Here is a 17,793-nt window from a genome sequence, read left to right on the forward strand (position 1 = left end):
GAGAGACTTGAACTCTCACACCTTGCGGCGCCAGAACCTAAATCTGGTGCGTCTACCAATTCCGCCACTTCCGCATCTTGAATCTACATAGTTACTAGTTAATTGGTAAAAACTAATAACTTTATATTTGTTTCCTAAAAAAGGAATGGTGGCTACGACGGGATTCGAACCTGTGACCCCATCATTATGAGTGATGTGCTCTAACCAGCTGAGCTACGTAGCCACTCGTGAGCGAGACAATATAAACTGTTGCGCTCTTAGTGACAAGCCATTTTTTAATTAGGCTTAGCACTATAAATAGTGGCAGGTCTACCTGGATTCGAACCAGGGAATGGCGGCATCAAAAGCCGCTGCCTTACCGCTTGGCGATAGACCTGCAGTGCTCTAATTAAAGAGGCTTCAAATAATGGTGCGGAAGGAGAGACTTGAACTCTCACACCTTGCGGCGCCAGAACCTAAATCTGGTGCGTCTACCAATTCCGCCACTTCCGCATCTATTCCTAATTACTTTCTAAAAAGTATTTAGGAATGGTGGCTACGACGGGATTCGAACCTGTGACCCCATCATTATGAGTGATGTGCTCTAACCAGCTGAGCTACGTAGCCATACCATGTTTTTGCTCCAACAATGCGTTGCCGTCTTGTTGGGAACGGGGCGCATTATGCGTAGTTGAGTCAAAAGCGTCAATAGTTTTTTTGAATAAATCGGCATAAATGGACTGTTCGATTTCTTTTTAAACAAAGAGGCGTGTTAATCATCGAAAACTGATAACAAAATGACGCAACTTGAAGGAGTTAAGTGAAAACTAAATTAACAAATAGCAAAAAGGCCAGCATGAGCGCTGACCTTTTAAGTCAAAGACTTGTATATAAATTATACGTTGAAGCGGAAGTGAACCACATCGCCATCTTTTACGATGTACTCTTTGCCTTCTAGACGCCACTTACCTGCGTCTTTCGCACCGCTTTCACCGTTGAACTCGATGAAGTCGTTATAGCCAACAACTTCTGCACGGATGAAGCCTTTTTCGAAGTCAGTGTGAATCTTACCTGCAGCTTGTGGCGCAGTTGCACCTACAGGGATCGTCCAAGCGCGCACTTCTTTAACACCGGCAGTGAAGTAAGTGTGTAGAGTAAGCAGTTCGTAACCAGAACGGATCACACGGTTAAGACCAGGTTCTTCGATACCCATGTCTGCAAGGAACTCTTCGCGATCTTCGTCTTCTAACTCTGAAAGTTCAGATTCAATAGCAGCACATACCGCTACAACCACATTGTTTTCTTTTTCTGCGTAGTCACGTACCGCATCAAGATATGGGTTGTCTTCAAAACCATCTTCATTAACGTTAGCAATGTACATTGTTGGTTTAAGCGTTAGGAAGTTTAGGTAACCTACTGCTGCAAGCTCTTCTTTAGAAAGCTCAACTGTACGAGCCATGCCACCTTCAGTTAGAACTGGAAGCAGTTTTTCAAGAACAGTCAGTTCAAATTTAGCGTCTTTATCGCCGCCTTTTGCTTTCTTAGCGTTACGTTGGATTGCACGCTCACAAGAGTCTAGGTCAGCCATTGCAAGCTCAAGGTTGATTACCTCGATATCTTCGATTGGCGACACTTTACCCGCTACGTGAACGATGTTTTCGTTTTCAAAACAACGAACAACGTGACCAATCGCATCAGTTTCGCGGATGTTCGCTAGGAATTTGTTACCTAGACCTTCACCGCGTGATGCACCTGCAACTAGACCAGCGATATCTACGAATTCCATCGTAGTTGGCAGTACTTTCTGTGGGTTTACGATTTTCGCTAGTGCGTCTAGGCGAAGATCTGGCACAGGTACTACGCCTGTGTTTGGTTCGATAGTACAGAAAGGGAAGTTTGCTGCTTCGATGCCTGCTTTAGTAAGTGCGTTAAACAGAGTTGATTTACCAACGTTTGGTAGACCAACGATGCCACATTTAAAACCCATGATAGTAACCTTATTCAGCTTTGAACGTGTGTAGACGGTTTTGTGCTTTTGATAGACCATCCTTAATCAGGATATCTAAACAGCGAACAGACTCATCTGCTGCTGCATCAAGAAGCTCTTGCTCTTTTGCCGGTGCTTTGCCTAGAACAAAACCGGCTACTTTATCTTTGTGCCCCGGATGGCCAATGCCAATGCGGAGACGATAGAAATCTTTGTTGTTTCCAAGTTTACTGATGGTGTCGCGAAGGCCGTTATGACCGCCATGGCCGCCGCCTTTCTTAAATTTAGCAACACCAGGTGGTAAATCTAGCTCATCATGCGCGACCATGATTTCTTCAGGTTTGATCTGATAAAACTTTGCTAATGCAGCAATCGCTTTGCCTGAAAGGTTCATAAACGTCGTTGGGATGAGTAGTCGAAGATCCTGTCCGTTGACCATAATGCGTCCTGTTAGGCCAAAGAACTTTGGTTCGTTCTTCAGGGTAACGTTATGTACGCGTGCTAGTTCTTCTACTACCCAAGCGCCCGCATTATGGCGAGTTCTAGTGTATTCAGGCCCAGGATTGGCTAGGCCGACAAGCAGTTTAATTGGTTGACTCAAGGTTAGGATCTCTCTTGGAATCTCAAAAAGCGCGGTATGATAGCACAGTTTTTTGTGATCAAGCGACAGCCGTGCTTGTCTCCCTACCTTTTGTGGACTTGAAAATAATCGCAAGTAGCGCTGCAGCGGCTAAAGCAAAGCAGTAATAAGAGTGCATAGTGACTTCAAGAGGCGAAAGTTTGAGGATAGAACCGGCCAAAAGTACCTGCGCGCCATAAGGCAAAACACCTTGAACGACACAAGAGAATATATCTAACAAACTAGCGGCACGCTTAGCACAGATATCATGCTTCTCAGCTAGATCTTTGGCGATGCTGCCTGAAACTAAAATGGCAACAGTGTTGTTTGCTGTACAGCTGTTAACTAAGCTCACCAGTAGGGCGATACCAAACTCGCCACTTTTACGGCTTGATGAGTTGAGAAGTTTACTCAGAGACTGAGTTATCCAAGCCAGACCACCTTGGTATTTCATTAGTGAACTTAAGCCGCCGATAAACATCGAGAGTAAGAAGATCTCTTGCATGTTGCCAAAACCGGCGTAAATATCTTGACCATACTGAGTGAGAGAGTATTGCTCAGTATTAAACAACCCTACTGCGCCTGCTAATAGAATACCTACGGTCAATACTGCAAACACGTTAAGGCCAGAAACAGCCAGTACTAAGATAGTGAGATAAGGTGCTACTTTAAGCCATTCGATCTCGATGGTTGCTGGTACTTCACTTGGCGTGCTGAGCAGCGTGAATAGAACTAATGAGACAATTGCAGCTGGTAGAGCAATAGCGACGTTCTCTTTGAACTTATCTTTCATTTCACAGCCTTGAGATCGAGTCGCGGCAATGGTGGTATCAGAAATGATCGACAGGTTATCACCAAACATCGCACCACTTAGCACCGCGCCTGCAGCAATCGCATGATCAATTCCAGCGGTATCCGCAATACCTAGCGCAACGGGCGCAAGAGCGGCAATTGTACCCATGGAGGTCCCCATTGCAGTTGCGATAAAAGCAGCAATTAGGAACATACCCGGCAAGATAAGGTTTGGTGGTAGCAATGAAAGACCAAGGTTTACGGTAGCGTCTACCCCGCCCGTTGCTTTAGCTACAGCGGCAAATGCCCCAGCAAGCAGGTAGATAATACACATTGCGATGATGTCGCTATGTCCAACACCCCGCACAAATTGTTCAATCGCTTTGTTGAGTTTCTCTTTGCTAAGTAGTATCGCGACTATGATCGCAGGCAATGCGGCTACTGGTGCAGGCAGTTGATAGAAGGCAAAATCTACCCCTTGAAAAGTGAGATAGCTTCCAACGCCGATGAACAGAGTTAGAAAGAGCGCTAGAGGCAATAGGGCTTTCGCCGAAGGTGTTACGGGCATGACAAAAGTCTCAATAAGCTGAAATTGGCGCTAAGAGTACGCTTAGGGATTAGATGCGTCAACATCTAGACGTCTAAACGGCTTTTGTCCTGAGCGTTGTCATGAATAGTTAGGTAAGAACAGATACAAAAAAGCCCGCTAGAAGCGGGCTTTTAAAAATGATTTCAACAGTGATTAGCTGAACATCGCTGAGATAGACTCTTCGTTGCTGATACGACGAATCGCTTCAGCAAGCATGCGAGATAGGCTTAGCGTTGTTACTTTACCTGTGTCTGCCATTTCTTTAGACATAGTAATTGAGTCAGTGACGATTACTTGGTCTAGAACAGAGTTACCGATGTTCTGTGCAGCGTTACCTGAGAATACAGCGTGAGTTGCGTAAGCGAATACACGCTTAGCGCCACGTTCTTTTAGCGCTTCTGCTGCTTTACATAGTGTGCCACCAGTATCGATCATGTCATCAACGATCACACAGTCGCGACCTTCAACATCACCGATTAGGTTCATTACTTCAGAAACGTTAGCACGTGGACGACGCTTATCAACGATTGCGATATCGATGTCACCTAGTGCTTTTGCAGTTGCACGAGCGCGAACAACACCGCCTAGGTCAGGAGAAACAACTACAGGGTTCTCTAGACCACGAGCTTCCATATCTTCAAGAAGTACTGGTGTACCGAAGATGTTGTCTACAGGTACATCGAAGAAGCCTTGGATTTGCTCTGCGTGAAGGTCGATAGTTAGAACGCGGTCAACACCAACGTTAGAAAGGAAATCAGCAACTACTTTTGCAGTGATTGGCACACGAGCAGAACGTACACGACGGTCTTGGCGAGCGTAACCAAAGTAAGGGATAACTGCTGTAATACGGCCCGCTGAAGCGCGGCGCATTGCGTCAATCATCACTACAAGTTCCATTAGGTTGTCGTTAGTTGGTGCACAAGTAGATTGGATGATAAAAACATCACTACCACGTACGTTTTCGTTGATTTGAACAGCGACTTCGCCGTCAGAAAAACGAGAAACAGTAGCATCACCAAGAGAGATGTATAGACGATCAGCAATACGTTGGGCTAGTTCAGGTGTAGCGTTACCAGCAAATAGCTTCATATCAGGCACGGTGGAAACCTCAGGGTTGCGTCCAGTTTTTAAATAGATTGTGTGTGGGCTAAGCGATACTTAGCCAGTCTCTCGTGCAGAGGCGAAATATTCTTGCCTTTTGCAACAAAAGCAGAGACTGTGTCAGGCAGTTCGGCTAGCGTTGTTTCGGCGTCACTTTTGCTGGAAAATTCAGCAAAAACGCACGATCCAGTGCCAGTCAATCGCGACGGCGCGTATTGTAGCAGCCAAGAAAGTTGCTTATCAACCTCTTGGTACAGCATTCGAACAATTTTTTCGCAATCGTTTCCGTAATTACTGTCAAGAAGCGTTGCCAGTGAACGTTTCGGCGTATTTCTCGTCAGTTCTGGGTGAGTGAATATGTCTACGGTTGCAATTGATACGTCCGGTCTTACGACGAGATACCATTTTTCTTCTGGCTCAGCGGGAGTCAACTGCTCACCAACACCTTCAGCGAAGGCGGCAAATCCTCGAGTGAACACTGGCACATCAGCACCCAACTTTAACCCGATCTCTGCTAGCTCATCTTCGCTAGCATCGGTTTGCCATAAGTGGTTTAAGGCAACTAATGTGGTTGCAGCATTTGATGACCCGCCACCAATACCACCGCCCATTGGCAGTATCTTATTGAGTTCTATATGAGCCCCAAACTGACAACCACTTTTCTCTTGCAGCGCCTTTGCCGCTTTCCAAATCAAGTTGTCTGTTAATGGGACGCCTGGGATTTCAGGAGAGAGTGTGATCTCTCCTGACTGGGTAGCTGTGATAGTTAAATCATCGCCATGGTCGAGAAATTGAAATAGGGTTTGTAGCTCATGGTAGCCATTAGCGCGGCGACCAGTAATGTAAAGGAATAGATTCAGTTTGGCAGGAGAAGGCCAGTGTGTGGTCTCTGAGATCATTCGTCGAACGTCCACTTCGAAATAACAATATTGATAGAGGTACTACCTTGGGTAAGCTTTAGCTTTTTAGGCAAAGGAAGCGCAGCACCCAAATGCTGAACATCTTGGTAGCTTAAGTAATCAAGTGTCCAATTTTGCGCATTCACTTGCTTAGTGAGTGAAGCCAGCGTGTTGGTTTGATTTAATTGATAGTCGTCGGCTTGGGTTGGGCGTCCTAACATCCAGTCATTTAGCTGTTCGACAGGAATGTTGAGCCCAGTAAGTTGTTTAATTAGGGCTTCAGGGGTCGATGCCGAGTAAGTTTGCCCTTCATAGGTTTCAACGGTTGCTAAAGTTGGGGTCGCATTGAGGTTTAGAACGGTTTGACCTAGGAAAGTGGTCATGCGTAATTTCGTCTCTTGAGCTGAGTCTTGCCATTGAAAGTTGAGCGATTGGCGTTGCTGCGGTGCAATATAGCCAAGCTTACCAGAGGCTTGATAGTTTTCGATCATCGCGAGGCGTTGTTGATGGCTTTCCCATTCGACATTGGTTGTACTGTCTATGCTAGCACAGCCCGGTAGAATCAGGCTGGTAACAAGGAGTAAAAAGAAGGCGCGAAAATGTGTCATCATTGTCGAATATTTATCCAGTTTTTCCCAAAGTTCGTCTTCACTATATCATTGAAATCACGAACTCAAGAAAACATATCGGGATTCCCCTTTCAATAAACGGGGTCATCAAGTAAAATTCCGTCCCTATTTATCCATTATCTGATTCAGAGAACCATCGATACATGTCTTTGCTTGCTATAGGTATCAACCATAATACGGCCTCAGTCGAACTGCGTGAAAAAGTCGCATTTGGCCCGGAAAAGTTACCTGAAGCGTTAAAACAGCTTGGCGACAATCCACTGGTAAACGGCAGTGTGGTCGTCTCAACCTGTAATCGCACCGAGATTTACTGTGATGTAAAAAACGGTACGAAAACAAAAGTCATCGATTGGTTATCTCAATTTCATCAAGTTAGCCCAGAAGATCTTAAACCGAGCCTCTATATCCATGAAGAGCAGGCGGCTATCCGTCATCTCATGCGAGTGTCTTGTGGGTTAGATTCATTGGTGTTGGGTGAACCTCAGATTTTGGGGCAAGTCAAACAAGCGTATTCGGACTCTCGTGACCATAAAGCGGTAGACTCCGCGATGGAGAAGCTATTTCAAAAAGCTTTCTCGGTTGCTAAGCGAGTTCGTACTGAAACTGATATCGGTGGTAACGCTGTTTCTGTCGCTTATGCAGCGTGTACTTTAGCGAAACATATCTTTGAATCTCTAGAGCAGTCGACGGTATTAATGGTCGGTGCGGGTGAGACGATTGAATTGGTTGCTAAACATTTAGCCGGTAATGGTTGCACCAAGATGATTGTTGCCAACCGAACTAAAGAGCGCGCAATGCCGCTTGCTGAGCAGTTTGGCGCTGAAGTTATTGGGCTACCAGAGATCCCAGAGCACTTATCTCGCGCAGACATTGTCATCAGTTCAACGGCCAGTCCGTTACCTATTATTGGTAAAGGTATGGTGGAATCAGCGCTTAAAGCGAGACGATTCCAACCGATGTTATTGGTTGATATTGCCGTTCCTCGTGATATTGAATCGCAAGTCGGTGAGCTCAACGATGCTTACCTATATTCGGTTGATGATCTTCAATCGATCGTCGATAGCAATATCGAACAACGCAAAGTTGAAGCCATTCAAGCGGAAGCGATCGTTAGTGAAGAAAGTGCGGCATTCATGTCTTGGATGCGTTCACTCCAAGCGGTGGATAGTATTCGAGAGTACCGCCAATCAGCCAATGAAATTCGCGAAGACTTGCTGAATAAAAGTTTACAGTCCCTTGCAGCGGGCGCTGATGCAGAAAAGGTATTGTTAGAGCTGAGCAATAAGCTGACTAACAAATTAATTCATGCGCCGACCAGAGCATTACAAAGTGCTGCAGAGCATGGTGAGCCAGCCAAGCTTGCCACTATTAGACAAAGTTTAGGTCTGGATAACTCTTAGTAACTAAGAGCGACAGACTTCATCAAACCCCTGAGTTAAAGAAAACTATGAAAGCCTCTATTTTAACTAAGCTAGAAACCCTAGTTGAGCGTTACGAAGAAGTTCAACACCTACTTGGTGATCCAGATGTGATTGGAAACCAAGATAAATTCCGTGCGCTATCAAAAGAGTACTCTCAGCTTGAAGAAGTGACTAAGTGTTTCCAAGCTTATCAGCAAGCTCAGGAAGATCTTGTTGCCGCTGAAGAAATGGCAAAAGAAGACGATGAAGAAATGCGTGAAATGGCGCAAGAAGAGATCAAAGATGCGAAAGAAACTATTGAGCGCCTAAATGATGAGCTTCAAATCTTACTTCTTCCAAAAGATCCTAACGATGACCGTAACTGTTTCCTCGAGATCCGTGCAGGCGCGGGTGGTGATGAAGCTGGTATCTTTGCTGGTGATCTATTCCGTATGTACAGTAAGTTCGCTGAGAAGAAAGGCTGGCGCGTAGAAGTCATGTCTTCTAACGAATCAGAGCACGGCGGTTACAAAGAGATGATTGCTAAAGTGTCTGGTGATGGCGCATACGGTGTGCTTAAGTTTGAGTCAGGTGGCCACCGCGTACAGCGTGTTCCAGCGACTGAATCTCAAGGCCGAGTACATACATCTGCGTGTACCGTTGCAGTAATGGCGGAAATCCCTGAAGCGGAAATCCCAGAAATTAAAGCGGCAGACCTTAAAATTGATACCTTCCGTGCATCAGGCGCGGGTGGTCAGCACGTTAACACCACCGATTCTGCAATCCGTATTACTCACTTACCAACCGGTACGGTTGTAGAGTGTCAGGACGAGCGTTCTCAGCATAAGAACAAAGCGAAAGCAATGGCGGTTCTTGCTGCGCGTATTATCCAAGCAGAAGAAGCGAAGCGTGCTGCGGAAGTGTCTGATACACGTCGTAACCTACTGGGTTCGGGCGACCGTAGTGACCGTATCCGTACGTACAACTACCCGCAAGGCCGTGTTTCCGATCACCGTATCAACCTGACCATCTACCGACTCAGTGAAGTGATGGAAGGGGATGTATCAAGCCTTGTTGATCCGGTAATCCAAGAGCACCAAGCTGATCAGCTCGCTGCTCTAGCAGAGAACAACTAATCAAATGTCGGCTGAAAACAGTGTTGAATACACACTAAAGCAGGCCGTACAGCAACTTCAAGAGAGTGGCAGTGATTCGCCCTCTCTTGATGCCGCGGTGCTTCTTTGCCATGCACTCGACAAGCCTCGCTCATTTCTTCTTACTTGGCCTGACAAAATCTTAGATGCTCAGCAACTTGCTGCGTTTGATGATTTGTTGCAGCGTCGCCTAACAGGTGAACCTGTCGCTTATATCGTTGGCGAGCGCGAGTTTTGGTCATTGCCATTAAAAGTCTCTCCTACCACTTTGATCCCAAGGCCGGACACTGAACGTCTGGTTGAAATCGCGTTAGATAAAGCGATGCAAATGGAAGGCGACATTTTAGATCTTGGTACTGGGACGGGGGCAATCGCGTTGGCGCTGGCATCAGAGCTACCGAAGCGACAAGTAACCGGAATCGATCTTAAGGAAGATGCACAGCAATTGGCACAAAGCAATGCGAGTGCTTTGAATCTCACCAATACTCAGTTTCTTGCGGGCAGTTGGTTTGAGCCACTTGCCGCTGGTACAGAGTTTGCTTTGATTGTGTCAAATCCTCCTTATATCGAGAAAGAAGATCCGCACTTAACGCAAGGTGATGTGCGGTTTGAGCCATTAAGCGCTTTGGTGGCTGATGAAAAAGGCTTGGCAGATATTAGACATATTGCTACGCAAGCTCGAGATTACTTAATGGATAATGGCTGGCTGATGTTTGAGCATGGCTTCGAACAAGGTGAGCCTGTCAGAGAATTATTACGCTCGCTTGGTTATGACCAAGTGGCAACCTACAAGGACTATGGTGACAAAGACCGAGTAACGATTGGTCAGTTTTCATCAGTGAAGTAAGAGAGAATAACAATGTACGAAGGTTTAAAACATTTCCACCTGCTAACTATCGCAATTAGCGCAACCTTACTGTCGGTACGCTTTGCAATGATGATGGCAAACTCAAACCTGTTAGAAAAAAAATTCTTTAAGGTGTTTCCGCATATCAATGACACCGCTCTATTGCTATCAGGTATCGGTTTGATCTTTATCACTGGCTTTATTCCTTTCACGCCAGCAGCACCTTGGCTAACAGAGAAAATTACCTGCGTATTGGCGTACATTGCACTAGGCTTTTTTGCCTTGAAGCTGGGTAAGAATAAATTGCTAAAAACATTCTCATTTTTCGGCGCTCTTGGTTGGTTAGCGATGGCTGGCAAGGTGGCTGTGAGCAAAACACCGATGTTCTTCGGTTAATGATTTGGTTAAGAAGGTCTAATAGCCAATATGCTTGAGTTATTTGATGAAGATTTCGACGCTATGGAGCTCGCACAAGGGGCTCTAGCATTGAACAAAGCGATTTCTCCTCAGACAGAAGTTGAATGGGCTGAAGCTGAACTAAACCGATTAGTTCGCGAGGCTGAATTGGCTTTATCGCATGAGGTGAATGAAAAGCAGCGCTTTGAGTCACTTCTTCGCCTGTTCTACTACGAGTGGGGGTTCCAAGGAGATAGAGACAGTTACTTTCGTTCAGAAAATGGCTTTATCGACAAGGTTCTTGAGCAGCGTAAAGGCATTCCCGTGAGCCTCGGTGCGATACTGTTATTTATCGCTCGTAAGCTTGGTTTTCCTTTAGTGGGAGTGACTTTCCCGACTCAGTTTTTGCTTAAGTTGGAGTGGTACGGTGAGAAGCCGCTCTATATCAACCCATTTAATGGTGAGTATGTTTCTGAACATACCTTAAATGCATGGATGATCGGCCACAAAGGTCCATTAGCAAAGTTAGAATCAAAGCATCTTGAGGAAACGGACAATCCAACGGTAATTGGCCGTTGGTTGGCGCTACTGAAAAGTGCTCTACTCCGTGAAGAGCGCTATACTTTGGCGTTGAAATGTACTGATTTAGCCTTAACGTTTGTGCCTGATGACCCTTATGAAATTCGAGATCGAGGGTTTATCTATCAGCAACTAGATTGCCATCAGGTCGCTTTATCGGACTACCAGTTTTTCATTGAACAGTGTCCCGATGACCCTGCTGCTGAACTGCTAAAGAATCAAGTGTCAGCGATGAGCAACACTCAAGTTACCTTACATTAAGCCCAGCCCGTAAAGCTGGCACTACACAAAATAGAGAGAAGAAAATGGAACAGAAAATTGTCCACGTTGGTGATATTCCTGTAGCGAACGACAAGCCATTCACGTTGTTTGCAGGTATGAACGTTCTAGAATCTCGTGATCTTGCGATGCAGATTTGTGAGCACTACGTAAAAGTGACAGAAAAACTGGGCATTCCTTACGTATTCAAAGCGTCTTTCGATAAAGCTAACCGCAGTTCTGTTCACTCTTACCGTGGCCCTGGCCTTGAAGAAGGTATGAAAATCTTCCAAGAGCTAAAAGATACTTTTGGTGTAAAGATCATCACCGATGTTCACACAGAAGCACAAGCACAGCCTGTTGCAGACGTAGTTGACGTTATTCAGTTACCAGCATTCCTTGCTCGTCAAACAGACCTTGTTGAAGCGATGGCGAAAACCGGTGCGGTAATCAACGTGAAGAAACCTCAGTTTATGAGCCCAGGTCAAGTTGGCAACATCGTTGATAAGTTCAGCGAGTGTGGTAACGACAACATCATCTTATGTGAGCGTGGCTCTTGTCACGGTTACGATAACCTAGTCGTAGACATGCTTGGCTTTGGTGTAATGAAGAAAGCATCTAGCGGCAGCCCAATCATCTTTGATGTAACGCACTCACTGCAAATGCGTGATCCTTCAGGTGCAGCGTCAGGTGGTCGTCGTGAGCAAACTGTTGAACTGGCGAAAGCAGGTTTAGCGACAGGTATCGCAGGTCTATTTATTGAAGCGCACCCGACTCCAGATCAGGCTCGTTGTGATGGTCCATCGGCACTGCCGCTTGATAAACTGGAACCGTTCCTAGCACAAATGAAAGCACTGGATGATCTGATCAAAGGTTTTGACCACATCGACATTAAGTAAGCCTAATTTATGGTTCGAGAAAGCCGGCATTTAGCCGGTTTTTTTATACTTCAAACACACTGAAAAAGGTGAGTTAACAGCGAATTAGGTATTGAGTTGGAATGTTATAACGTAACAATAAGTCGCTGAAAGCGAAGAGAATTCTGTTAGCGTTATCATAATCTGTTGAATGGTTAATCAACCTCACAAACCACTCGAAAGCACATGAAAACGTTTGCTTGTGATCATTTATGAGTACAAGTGCAATTTTGATGGTTTGTTACACATTCGATATGAGATTAAGGTGATCAATCCGACATAAATATGAAATCAGGCTGTCACGTTATTAAGGTTAATTTAAACTAGTTCAAGTTTTACTACTTTCTTGATGCGCAATCTTCCGCGTATGTCTATTCCAAGAGAGTGGTGTTAAAAGCAGTGGAAACCCCAAAAAGTTCAAAAGGTATGACAATGAAGCAAGGCCTGATCGTAAAAAGCGCAATTAGCGCAGCAATCCTGGCAACTCTAGCTGGTTGTGCAACAGCACCTCAGCATGAGTGGGAAGCAGATAAAACTTACAAGCTGACAGTTCTTCACACCAATGACCACCATGGTCGCTTCTGGCAGAACAAATATGGCGAGTACGGCATGGCTGCTCGTAAGACGCTAATTGACGAGCTACGCGCTGAAATCGCTGCAGAAGGTGGTAGTTCACTACTACTATCTGGTGGTGACATCAACACAGGTGTTCCAGAGTCAGATCTTCAAGACGCTGAACCAGATTTCAAAGGTATGAGCAAGATTGGTTACGATGCAATGGCACTGGGTAACCACGAGTTCGATAATCCTCTAGAAGTACTATTCAAGCAGAAAGAGTGGGCTAACTTCCCAATGCTTTCAGCGAACATCTACGACAAAAAGACTGGCGAGCGTATGTTCCAGGCTTACCAGATGTTCAACAAGCAAGGCATCAAAATCGCGGTTATCGGTCTAACAACTGAAGATACGGCTAAAATCGGTAACCCAGAGTTTATCGGTGGCGTAGACTTCCGCGACCCTAAAGTAGAAGCGAAGGCCCTAATTGCGGAGCTTGAGAAAACTGAAAAACCAGATCTAATCTTTGCTGTGACGCACATGGGTCACTACGAAGATGGCAAGCGTGGCGTAAACGCGCCGGGTGACGTTGCTCTAGCTCGTTACGTAGATGAAGGTTCTCTAGATATGATCGTTGGTGGTCACTCTCAAGAGCCTGTATGTATGGAAGCGCCAAACGTTGTTAAGAAAAACTTCAAGCCTTCTGACGAGTGTAAGCCAGACATGCAAAACGGTACTTACATCGTTCAGGCTCACGAGTGGGGTAAATACGTAGGTCGTGCAGATTACGAATTCCGTAACGGCGAACTTGAAATGGTAAGCTACGATCTGATCCCTGTGAACCTGAAGAAGAAAGTTAAGATCGACGGTAAGAAACAACGTGTTCTAATCGAAGATGAAATCAAGCAAGACGAAGAGCTACTTGAATTCCTACGTCCTTACCAAGAGCAAGGTCAAGCGCAGCTTAATGTTAAGATCGCAGAAACTAACGGTAAGCTAGAAGGCGACCGTAACGTTGTGCGTTTCCAACAGACTAACCTAGGTCGCCTAATTGCAACGGCTCACATGGAGCGTGCGAAAGCTGATTTTGCTGTAATGAACTCTGGTGGCGTACGTGACTCTATTGAAGCGGGTGACGTAACATACAAAGACGTACTAACAGTACAACCATTTGCAAACATCCTGACTTACACAGACATGTCTGGTAAAGAAGTTATGGATTACCTAAACGTTGTTGCAACTAAGCCTGTTGATTCTGGTGCTTACGCTCAGTTCGCTGGTATTTCAATGACAGTGGCAAATGGTGAAGTATCTAACGTATTCATCGGCGGTAAGCAGCTTCGTCTAGACGAAACGTACCGCTTTACAGTGCCTAGCTACAACGCAGCTGGTGGTGACGGTTACCCTAAACTGACTGGCCACCCAGGTCACGTTAACACTGGTTTCGTAGACGCTGAAGTACTAAAAGAGTACCTAGAAGCTAACAGCCCAGTAGACGTAAACAAATACGCACCATCAGGTGAAATGGTTTACAAGTAAGTTGACTCAAACTTATAAATCTCATTAAGCTAAAGCGCTACTCTTAGGAGTGGCGCTTTTTGTTTTTATTACCTTTATTTGTTGCAATCAGGAGGGAGTATGACTCCTGCAATCAATCTCGCTAAGAAGAAAAAAATTACCCACACCATCCACCAATATGAACATGACCCGCGTGCTGAAAGCTATGGGTTAGAGGCAGCCGAAGTGCTCGGCCAAGATCCGGCGAAAGTGTTTAAGACGCTACTATTTAGCCTAAATGGTGAGCCGAAAAATCTTGCCGTTGCCATTATCCCCGTTGACCACAAGCTTAACCTTAAGCACGCAGCAAAAGCCGCTAAAGCGAAAAAGGCAGAAATGGCTAATCCAGATATCGCACAGAAGACGACCGGATATGTTGTCGGTGGTATTAGTCCACTGGGGCAAAAGAAAGCGCTCCCGACATTCATTCATCAAAGTGCGCAAGTGTTAGATACGATATGCGTCAGTGCGGGTAAGCGAGGCTTAGAGATTGAGCTTGCACCACAGGACTTAGCGATGCTGACACGCGGCCAATTTGCGGAGTTATGTATTTAACCACCTGCAGTCATTCCATAGAGTGACGAAGGAGCGAGTAGGGAATCTCATCCAGTTTCTTGCTCACTTAAAGTTTATGCCCTGTCTCAAAATAACAACAATAAAAAAGGGTTGGCACCAAGCGCCAACCCTCGTAATTTTTCGAAACTCGAAACTCGAAACTCGAAACTCGAAACTCGAAACTACTTCGTTTCTTCTTCCATCTGCGCATTATCTACGACATGGTTCTCACCTAAATCTCTTGGCAGGACTAGGTTAAGCAGAATTGCCACGATACCACATAGACTCACACCCTGAAGACTGAACTCGCCAACACCGAAAGCCATGCCGCCAATACCAAATACCAGCGTGATTGCGACGATAACAAGGTTACGTGACTTATGTAGATCGACGTTGTTCTTAATTAAGGTGTTCAGACCAACGGTAGCAATCGAACCAAACAGCAGAATCATGATACCGCCCATAACCGGCATTGGGATGGTTTGTAGCACTGCGCCAAGTTTACCAACCAGTGCCAGCACGATGGCAGAAACTGCAGCCCAAGTCATGATCACAGGGTTAAAGGCTTTAGTCAGCATTACCGCGCCGGTTACTTCTGAATAAGTCGTATTTGGTGGCGCACCTACCATCGATGCCGCAATGGTTGCCACCCCGTCACCAGCGATGGTGCGGTGCAGGCCCGGCTTCTTAATGTAGTTCTTACCTGTTACGTTTGAAATCGCTAGCATATCGCCAACGTGCTCAACCGCTGGTGCAATCGCCACTGGAATCATAAATAGGATTGCGTTGATGTTGAACTCTGGGAAAGTAAAGTTCGGTAGCGCAAACCAAGCCGCTTGCTGTACAGGGGTGAAGTCAACAATACCGTAGCCAAGGCTTAGGCAGTAACCGACAATAATCCCACCGAGAATCGGTGTCAGCTTTAAGAAGCCTTTCGCAAAGACACTGAGAACAATGGTTGTCAGCAATGAAGCAATTGAAATAACTAAAGATGCATCCGCATCAATAACTTGCGCGCCATCAACCTTGCCAAGCGCCATATTGACAGCAACAGGTGCAAGCCCTAAACCAATCACCATGATCACTGGGCCTACTACGACTGGTGGCAGTAGTCTGTGAATGATTTCTACACCACGTACTTTAATTAGCGCGCCCATTGCGATGTAGACAAAGCCTGCAGCCATTAGGCCACCCATTGTGGCAGGGACGCCCCATGTTTGTACGCCATAAAGAATAGGGGCAATAAATGCGAAAGAAGATGCAAGGAAAATTGGTACGCTGCGACGGGTTACAAGTTGGAAAAGAAGGGTTCCGACGCCAGCACCAAACAAAGCAACGCTTGGGTCTAATCCGGTGAGTAGAGGTACCAACACCAATGCACCGAATGCGACAAATAGCATTTGTGCACCTTGAATGGCATTTTTCATATTGTTATTCCTTTATATGGCTGGATGAAAACAGACTTTGGTAATCTGCTTGGCAAAAATAAAATTCGCGGGATTTTATCATTGTGCCAAACGATTGCAATTCGAACTGGATCAAATATTTGGCGATTAATCGATTGAATGGTTCAATGGGTTATCAGCGGAAGGCTAGATTTTTGAAGCGGCAGTAGTCCTTTAGTTGCCCCGTTGGCGATAGTTGCTTATCATCAGCCTTTAATGAGTAGTAAATCGATCTTAGGAAAAGTATGCGCCATTTAGCTTTGTTGGTTTTAGGGCTGGTTACATTACCTGCTATGGCTTTGACCAATGTAGATTTGTACCGTTCAGAAGTAGTGCTTGATCAAGAGGCTAAAAATGCCGATTCAGATGCACGAATCGAGGGTATGAAAGAAGTGATTGTTCGAGCTTCAGGTGACCGTGATGCAGTAGCTAATGAAGTGGTCAAAAAAGCGTTAAGACAAAACAGTCAGTATCTGACTCAGATCAGTTATGGTCAGTTGGACGGAGAACAAACTTTACGAATGGGCTTCAGTGCGCCGCATATTCGTTCTCTTCTGAGCCAAGCTCAACTTCCCGTCTGGCCTGCAGCCCGTGCAAATATTCTTGTTTGGTTGGTTGAAGAACAAACAGACCGAAACATTATCTGGGAACATTCACCTTCGGCAGTGCTTGAACAGCTTAAGAGTCAGGCTGACAAGCGCGGGCTTCCGTTGACAGTGCCAGTAGGCGATTTCGATGATATCACCGGTGTCGCGGTTTCCGATTTATGGGGTGGTTTCATCCAACCAGTAGGCGCAGCAAGCCAGCGTTACCCTGTCGATGCGGTACTGGTAGTAAAAGCGCAAGGTAATTCACTGCGTTGGACGCTTTACGATCAAAAACCAGCGACAATTGGCGTGACTCGTCAGGCGCCGTTATCGGGCTCAAATAATGGCGAAGATGCAGCGGTTAAGATGGTCAATCAACTTAGTGATTACTACGCGAAGAAGACTGCTGTTGTTGTTGCTAATGAATCATCTGAGGCGATCAAAGTTCGCTTTACCGAATTGAGTGACGCGGTTGGCTTCTTCACTTTAGAGAATAAGCTCAAGAAACTGAGCTCAGTCGCTTCCATCGATATTCTTAAGATTCAAGGTAACCAAGTGACCTTTAACGTGCACTTGCTCTCTTCACCAGAAGAATTTAAGCAAGAAGTGTTACGCGCTGGCCCAATTAAGCAGCTTGAAAGTGTCGTTGAAACGCCGCTAGTTGCGATTACTGAACCAGTAGAACCAGCATTTGAAGCAACGCCAGAGTCTACTCAAGGCGAAGTAGAATCGAATGCACAGTCGACAGATTCGACGACCTCGCTAGAGACAGTAAATACTCCGACAGCACCATTAGTTCCAGCTGAGCAAATCTTAGTCTATGAATGGCAAGGTAAGCCGTATGTGTATGTAGCGCCTAAGATTGAAGGAGAGATTGTGATTGATCCTGATTCGGCAGAAAGTGATGTAGAGTCCGTCATTCAAGAAGAAAACTCAGCAGAATAAATA

16 protein-coding genes and 4 tRNA genes are annotated in these 17,793 nt (G+C 45.6%); 9 read left to right on the top strand and 11 right to left on the bottom strand.

What is annotated here, in order from left to right; translation table 11 throughout:
• Positions 1-146: 146 nt before the first annotated feature.
• The 10 genes from ACHUFZ_RS14245 to lolB form a co-directional block, all read right to left on the bottom strand.
• Positions 147-223 (bottom strand) — tRNA-Met (locus ACHUFZ_RS14245).
• A 78-nt stretch (positions 224-301) separates the two neighbouring features.
• Positions 302-376, bottom strand: a tRNA-Gln gene (locus tag ACHUFZ_RS14250).
• 31 nt (positions 377-407) lie between these two features.
• A tRNA-Leu gene (locus ACHUFZ_RS14255) sits at positions 408-492 on the bottom strand.
• Positions 493-529: 37 nt separating this feature from the next.
• Positions 530-606, bottom strand: a tRNA-Met gene (locus ACHUFZ_RS14260).
• Between the two features lie 268 nt (positions 607-874).
• Positions 875-1,966 (bottom strand): redox-regulated ATPase YchF, encoded by a 1,092-nt coding sequence (gene ychF / locus ACHUFZ_RS14265; RefSeq protein WP_134835182.1) that lies wholly within the window; start codon positions 1,964-1,966, stop codon positions 875-877.
• Positions 1,967-1,976: 10 nt separating this feature from the next.
• Positions 1,977-2,567: an aminoacyl-tRNA hydrolase gene (gene pth, locus ACHUFZ_RS14270; RefSeq protein WP_053440356.1), complete on the bottom strand. Its 591-nt coding sequence runs from the start codon at positions 2,565-2,567 to the stop codon at positions 1,977-1,979.
• A 58-nt stretch (positions 2,568-2,625) separates the two neighbouring features.
• On the bottom strand, positions 2,626-3,945 hold the full coding sequence (locus ACHUFZ_RS14275) for a Na+/H+ antiporter NhaC family protein (RefSeq protein WP_394127672.1): 1,320 nt from the start codon (positions 3,943-3,945) through the stop codon (positions 2,626-2,628).
• A 174-nt stretch (positions 3,946-4,119) separates the two neighbouring features.
• Positions 4,120-5,064, bottom strand: a complete 945-nt coding sequence (locus ACHUFZ_RS14280; protein ID WP_053440350.1) for a ribose-phosphate pyrophosphokinase — start codon at positions 5,062-5,064, stop codon at positions 4,120-4,122.
• 29 nt (positions 5,065-5,093) lie between these two features.
• On the bottom strand, positions 5,094-5,966 hold the full coding sequence (gene ispE, locus ACHUFZ_RS14285; protein ID WP_394127673.1) for a 4-(cytidine 5'-diphospho)-2-C-methyl-D-erythritol kinase: 873 nt from the start codon (positions 5,964-5,966) through the stop codon (positions 5,094-5,096).
• Positions 5,963-6,577, bottom strand: coding sequence for a lipoprotein insertase outer membrane protein LolB (gene lolB, locus ACHUFZ_RS14290; RefSeq protein ID WP_394127674.1), 615 nt, complete (start codon positions 6,575-6,577; stop codon positions 5,963-5,965). Before lolB ends, ispE begins: the two co-directional genes overlap by 4 nt.
• A gap of 161 nt (positions 6,578-6,738) precedes the next feature.
• On the opposite strand from lolB, the gene hemA reads away from it, so the two are divergent.
• The 8 genes from hemA (at position 6,739) to ybaK (ending at position 14,813) form a co-directional block, all read left to right on the top strand.
• Positions 6,739-7,995, top strand: a complete 1,257-nt coding sequence (gene hemA / locus ACHUFZ_RS14295; RefSeq protein ID WP_394127675.1) for a glutamyl-tRNA reductase — start codon at positions 6,739-6,741, stop codon at positions 7,993-7,995.
• 47 nt (positions 7,996-8,042) lie between these two features.
• Positions 8,043-9,131 carry a peptide chain release factor 1 gene (prfA, locus tag ACHUFZ_RS14300; RefSeq protein WP_394127676.1) on the top strand — a complete coding sequence of 363 codons (1,089 nt, stop codon included), beginning with the start codon at positions 8,043-8,045 and terminating at the stop codon, positions 9,129-9,131.
• Positions 9,132-9,135: 4 nt separating this feature from the next.
• Positions 9,136-9,996, top strand: a complete 861-nt coding sequence (gene prmC / locus ACHUFZ_RS14305; RefSeq protein ID WP_394127677.1) for a peptide chain release factor N(5)-glutamine methyltransferase — start codon at positions 9,136-9,138, stop codon at positions 9,994-9,996.
• 12 nt (positions 9,997-10,008) lie between these two features.
• The gene (locus tag ACHUFZ_RS14310) at positions 10,009-10,392 is read left to right on the top strand and encodes a SirB2 family protein (protein ID WP_004414994.1); all 384 of its coding nucleotides are present in this window, start codon (positions 10,009-10,011) and stop codon (positions 10,390-10,392) included.
• Positions 10,393-10,422: 30 nt separating this feature from the next.
• Positions 10,423-11,232, top strand: coding sequence for a SirB1 family protein (locus ACHUFZ_RS14315; RefSeq protein ID WP_394127678.1), 810 nt, complete (start codon positions 10,423-10,425; stop codon positions 11,230-11,232).
• A 44-nt stretch (positions 11,233-11,276) separates the two neighbouring features.
• Positions 11,277-12,128 carry a 3-deoxy-8-phosphooctulonate synthase gene (gene kdsA / locus ACHUFZ_RS14320; protein WP_394127679.1) on the top strand — a complete coding sequence of 284 codons (852 nt, stop codon included), beginning with the start codon at positions 11,277-11,279 and terminating at the stop codon, positions 12,126-12,128.
• Between the two features lie 450 nt (positions 12,129-12,578).
• Positions 12,579-14,240, top strand: coding sequence for a bifunctional UDP-sugar hydrolase/5'-nucleotidase UshA (gene ushA / locus ACHUFZ_RS14325; protein WP_394127680.1), 1,662 nt, complete (start codon positions 12,579-12,581; stop codon positions 14,238-14,240).
• 99 nt (positions 14,241-14,339) lie between these two features.
• Positions 14,340-14,813: a Cys-tRNA(Pro) deacylase gene (gene ybaK / locus ACHUFZ_RS14330; RefSeq protein WP_394127681.1), complete on the top strand. Its 474-nt coding sequence runs from the start codon at positions 14,340-14,342 to the stop codon at positions 14,811-14,813.
• Between the two features lie 182 nt (positions 14,814-14,995).
• Here ybaK and ACHUFZ_RS14335 read toward each other — a convergent pair whose 3' ends face one another.
• The gene (locus tag ACHUFZ_RS14335; RefSeq protein WP_394127682.1) at positions 14,996-16,240 is read right to left on the bottom strand and encodes a uracil-xanthine permease family protein; all 1,245 of its coding nucleotides are present in this window, start codon (positions 16,238-16,240) and stop codon (positions 14,996-14,998) included.
• Positions 16,241-16,503: 263 nt separating this feature from the next.
• Between ACHUFZ_RS14335 and ACHUFZ_RS14340 the strand changes: the two genes are divergently transcribed.
• Positions 16,504-17,790 carry a DUF2066 domain-containing protein gene (locus ACHUFZ_RS14340; protein WP_394127683.1) on the top strand — a complete coding sequence of 429 codons (1,287 nt, stop codon included), beginning with the start codon at positions 16,504-16,506 and terminating at the stop codon, positions 17,788-17,790.
• The last annotated feature ends 3 nt before the right edge of the window (positions 17,791-17,793 follow it).

The organism is Vibrio hepatarius (genome assembly GCF_043642085.1).
GTDB classification, from domain to species: Bacteria; Pseudomonadota; Gammaproteobacteria; order Enterobacterales; family Vibrionaceae; genus Vibrio; species Vibrio hepatarius_C.

Bases quoted from the DNA above. Each gene is read 5' to 3' on its own strand.
- ychF (WP_134835182.1), bottom strand. From the start codon at position 1,966: ATGGGTTTTAAATGTGGCATCGTTGGTCTACCAAACGTTGGTAAATCA.
- ACHUFZ_RS14275 (WP_394127672.1), bottom strand. From the start codon at position 3,945: ATGCCCGTAACACCTTCGGCGAAAGCCCTATTGCCTCTAGCGCTCTTT.
- ispE (WP_394127673.1), bottom strand. From the start codon at position 5,966: ATGATCTCAGAGACCACACACTGGCCTTCTCCTGCCAAACTGAATCTA.
- lolB (WP_394127674.1), bottom strand. From the start codon at position 6,577: ATGATGACACATTTTCGCGCCTTCTTTTTACTCCTTGTTACCAGCCTG.
- hemA (WP_394127675.1), top strand. From the start codon at position 6,739: ATGTCTTTGCTTGCTATAGGTATCAACCATAATACGGCCTCAGTCGAA.
- prfA (WP_394127676.1), top strand. From the start codon at position 8,043: ATGAAAGCCTCTATTTTAACTAAGCTAGAAACCCTAGTTGAGCGTTAC.
- prmC (WP_394127677.1), top strand. From the start codon at position 9,136: ATGTCGGCTGAAAACAGTGTTGAATACACACTAAAGCAGGCCGTACAG.
- ACHUFZ_RS14310 (WP_004414994.1), top strand. From the start codon at position 10,009: ATGTACGAAGGTTTAAAACATTTCCACCTGCTAACTATCGCAATTAGC.
- ACHUFZ_RS14315 (WP_394127678.1), top strand. From the start codon at position 10,423: ATGCTTGAGTTATTTGATGAAGATTTCGACGCTATGGAGCTCGCACAA.
- kdsA (WP_394127679.1), top strand. From the start codon at position 11,277: ATGGAACAGAAAATTGTCCACGTTGGTGATATTCCTGTAGCGAACGAC.
- ushA (WP_394127680.1), top strand. From the start codon at position 12,579: ATGAAGCAAGGCCTGATCGTAAAAAGCGCAATTAGCGCAGCAATCCTG.
- ybaK (WP_394127681.1), top strand. From the start codon at position 14,340: ATGACTCCTGCAATCAATCTCGCTAAGAAGAAAAAAATTACCCACACC.
- ACHUFZ_RS14335 (WP_394127682.1), bottom strand. From the start codon at position 16,240: ATGAAAAATGCCATTCAAGGTGCACAAATGCTATTTGTCGCATTCGGT.
- ACHUFZ_RS14340 (WP_394127683.1), top strand. From the start codon at position 16,504: ATGCGCCATTTAGCTTTGTTGGTTTTAGGGCTGGTTACATTACCTGCT.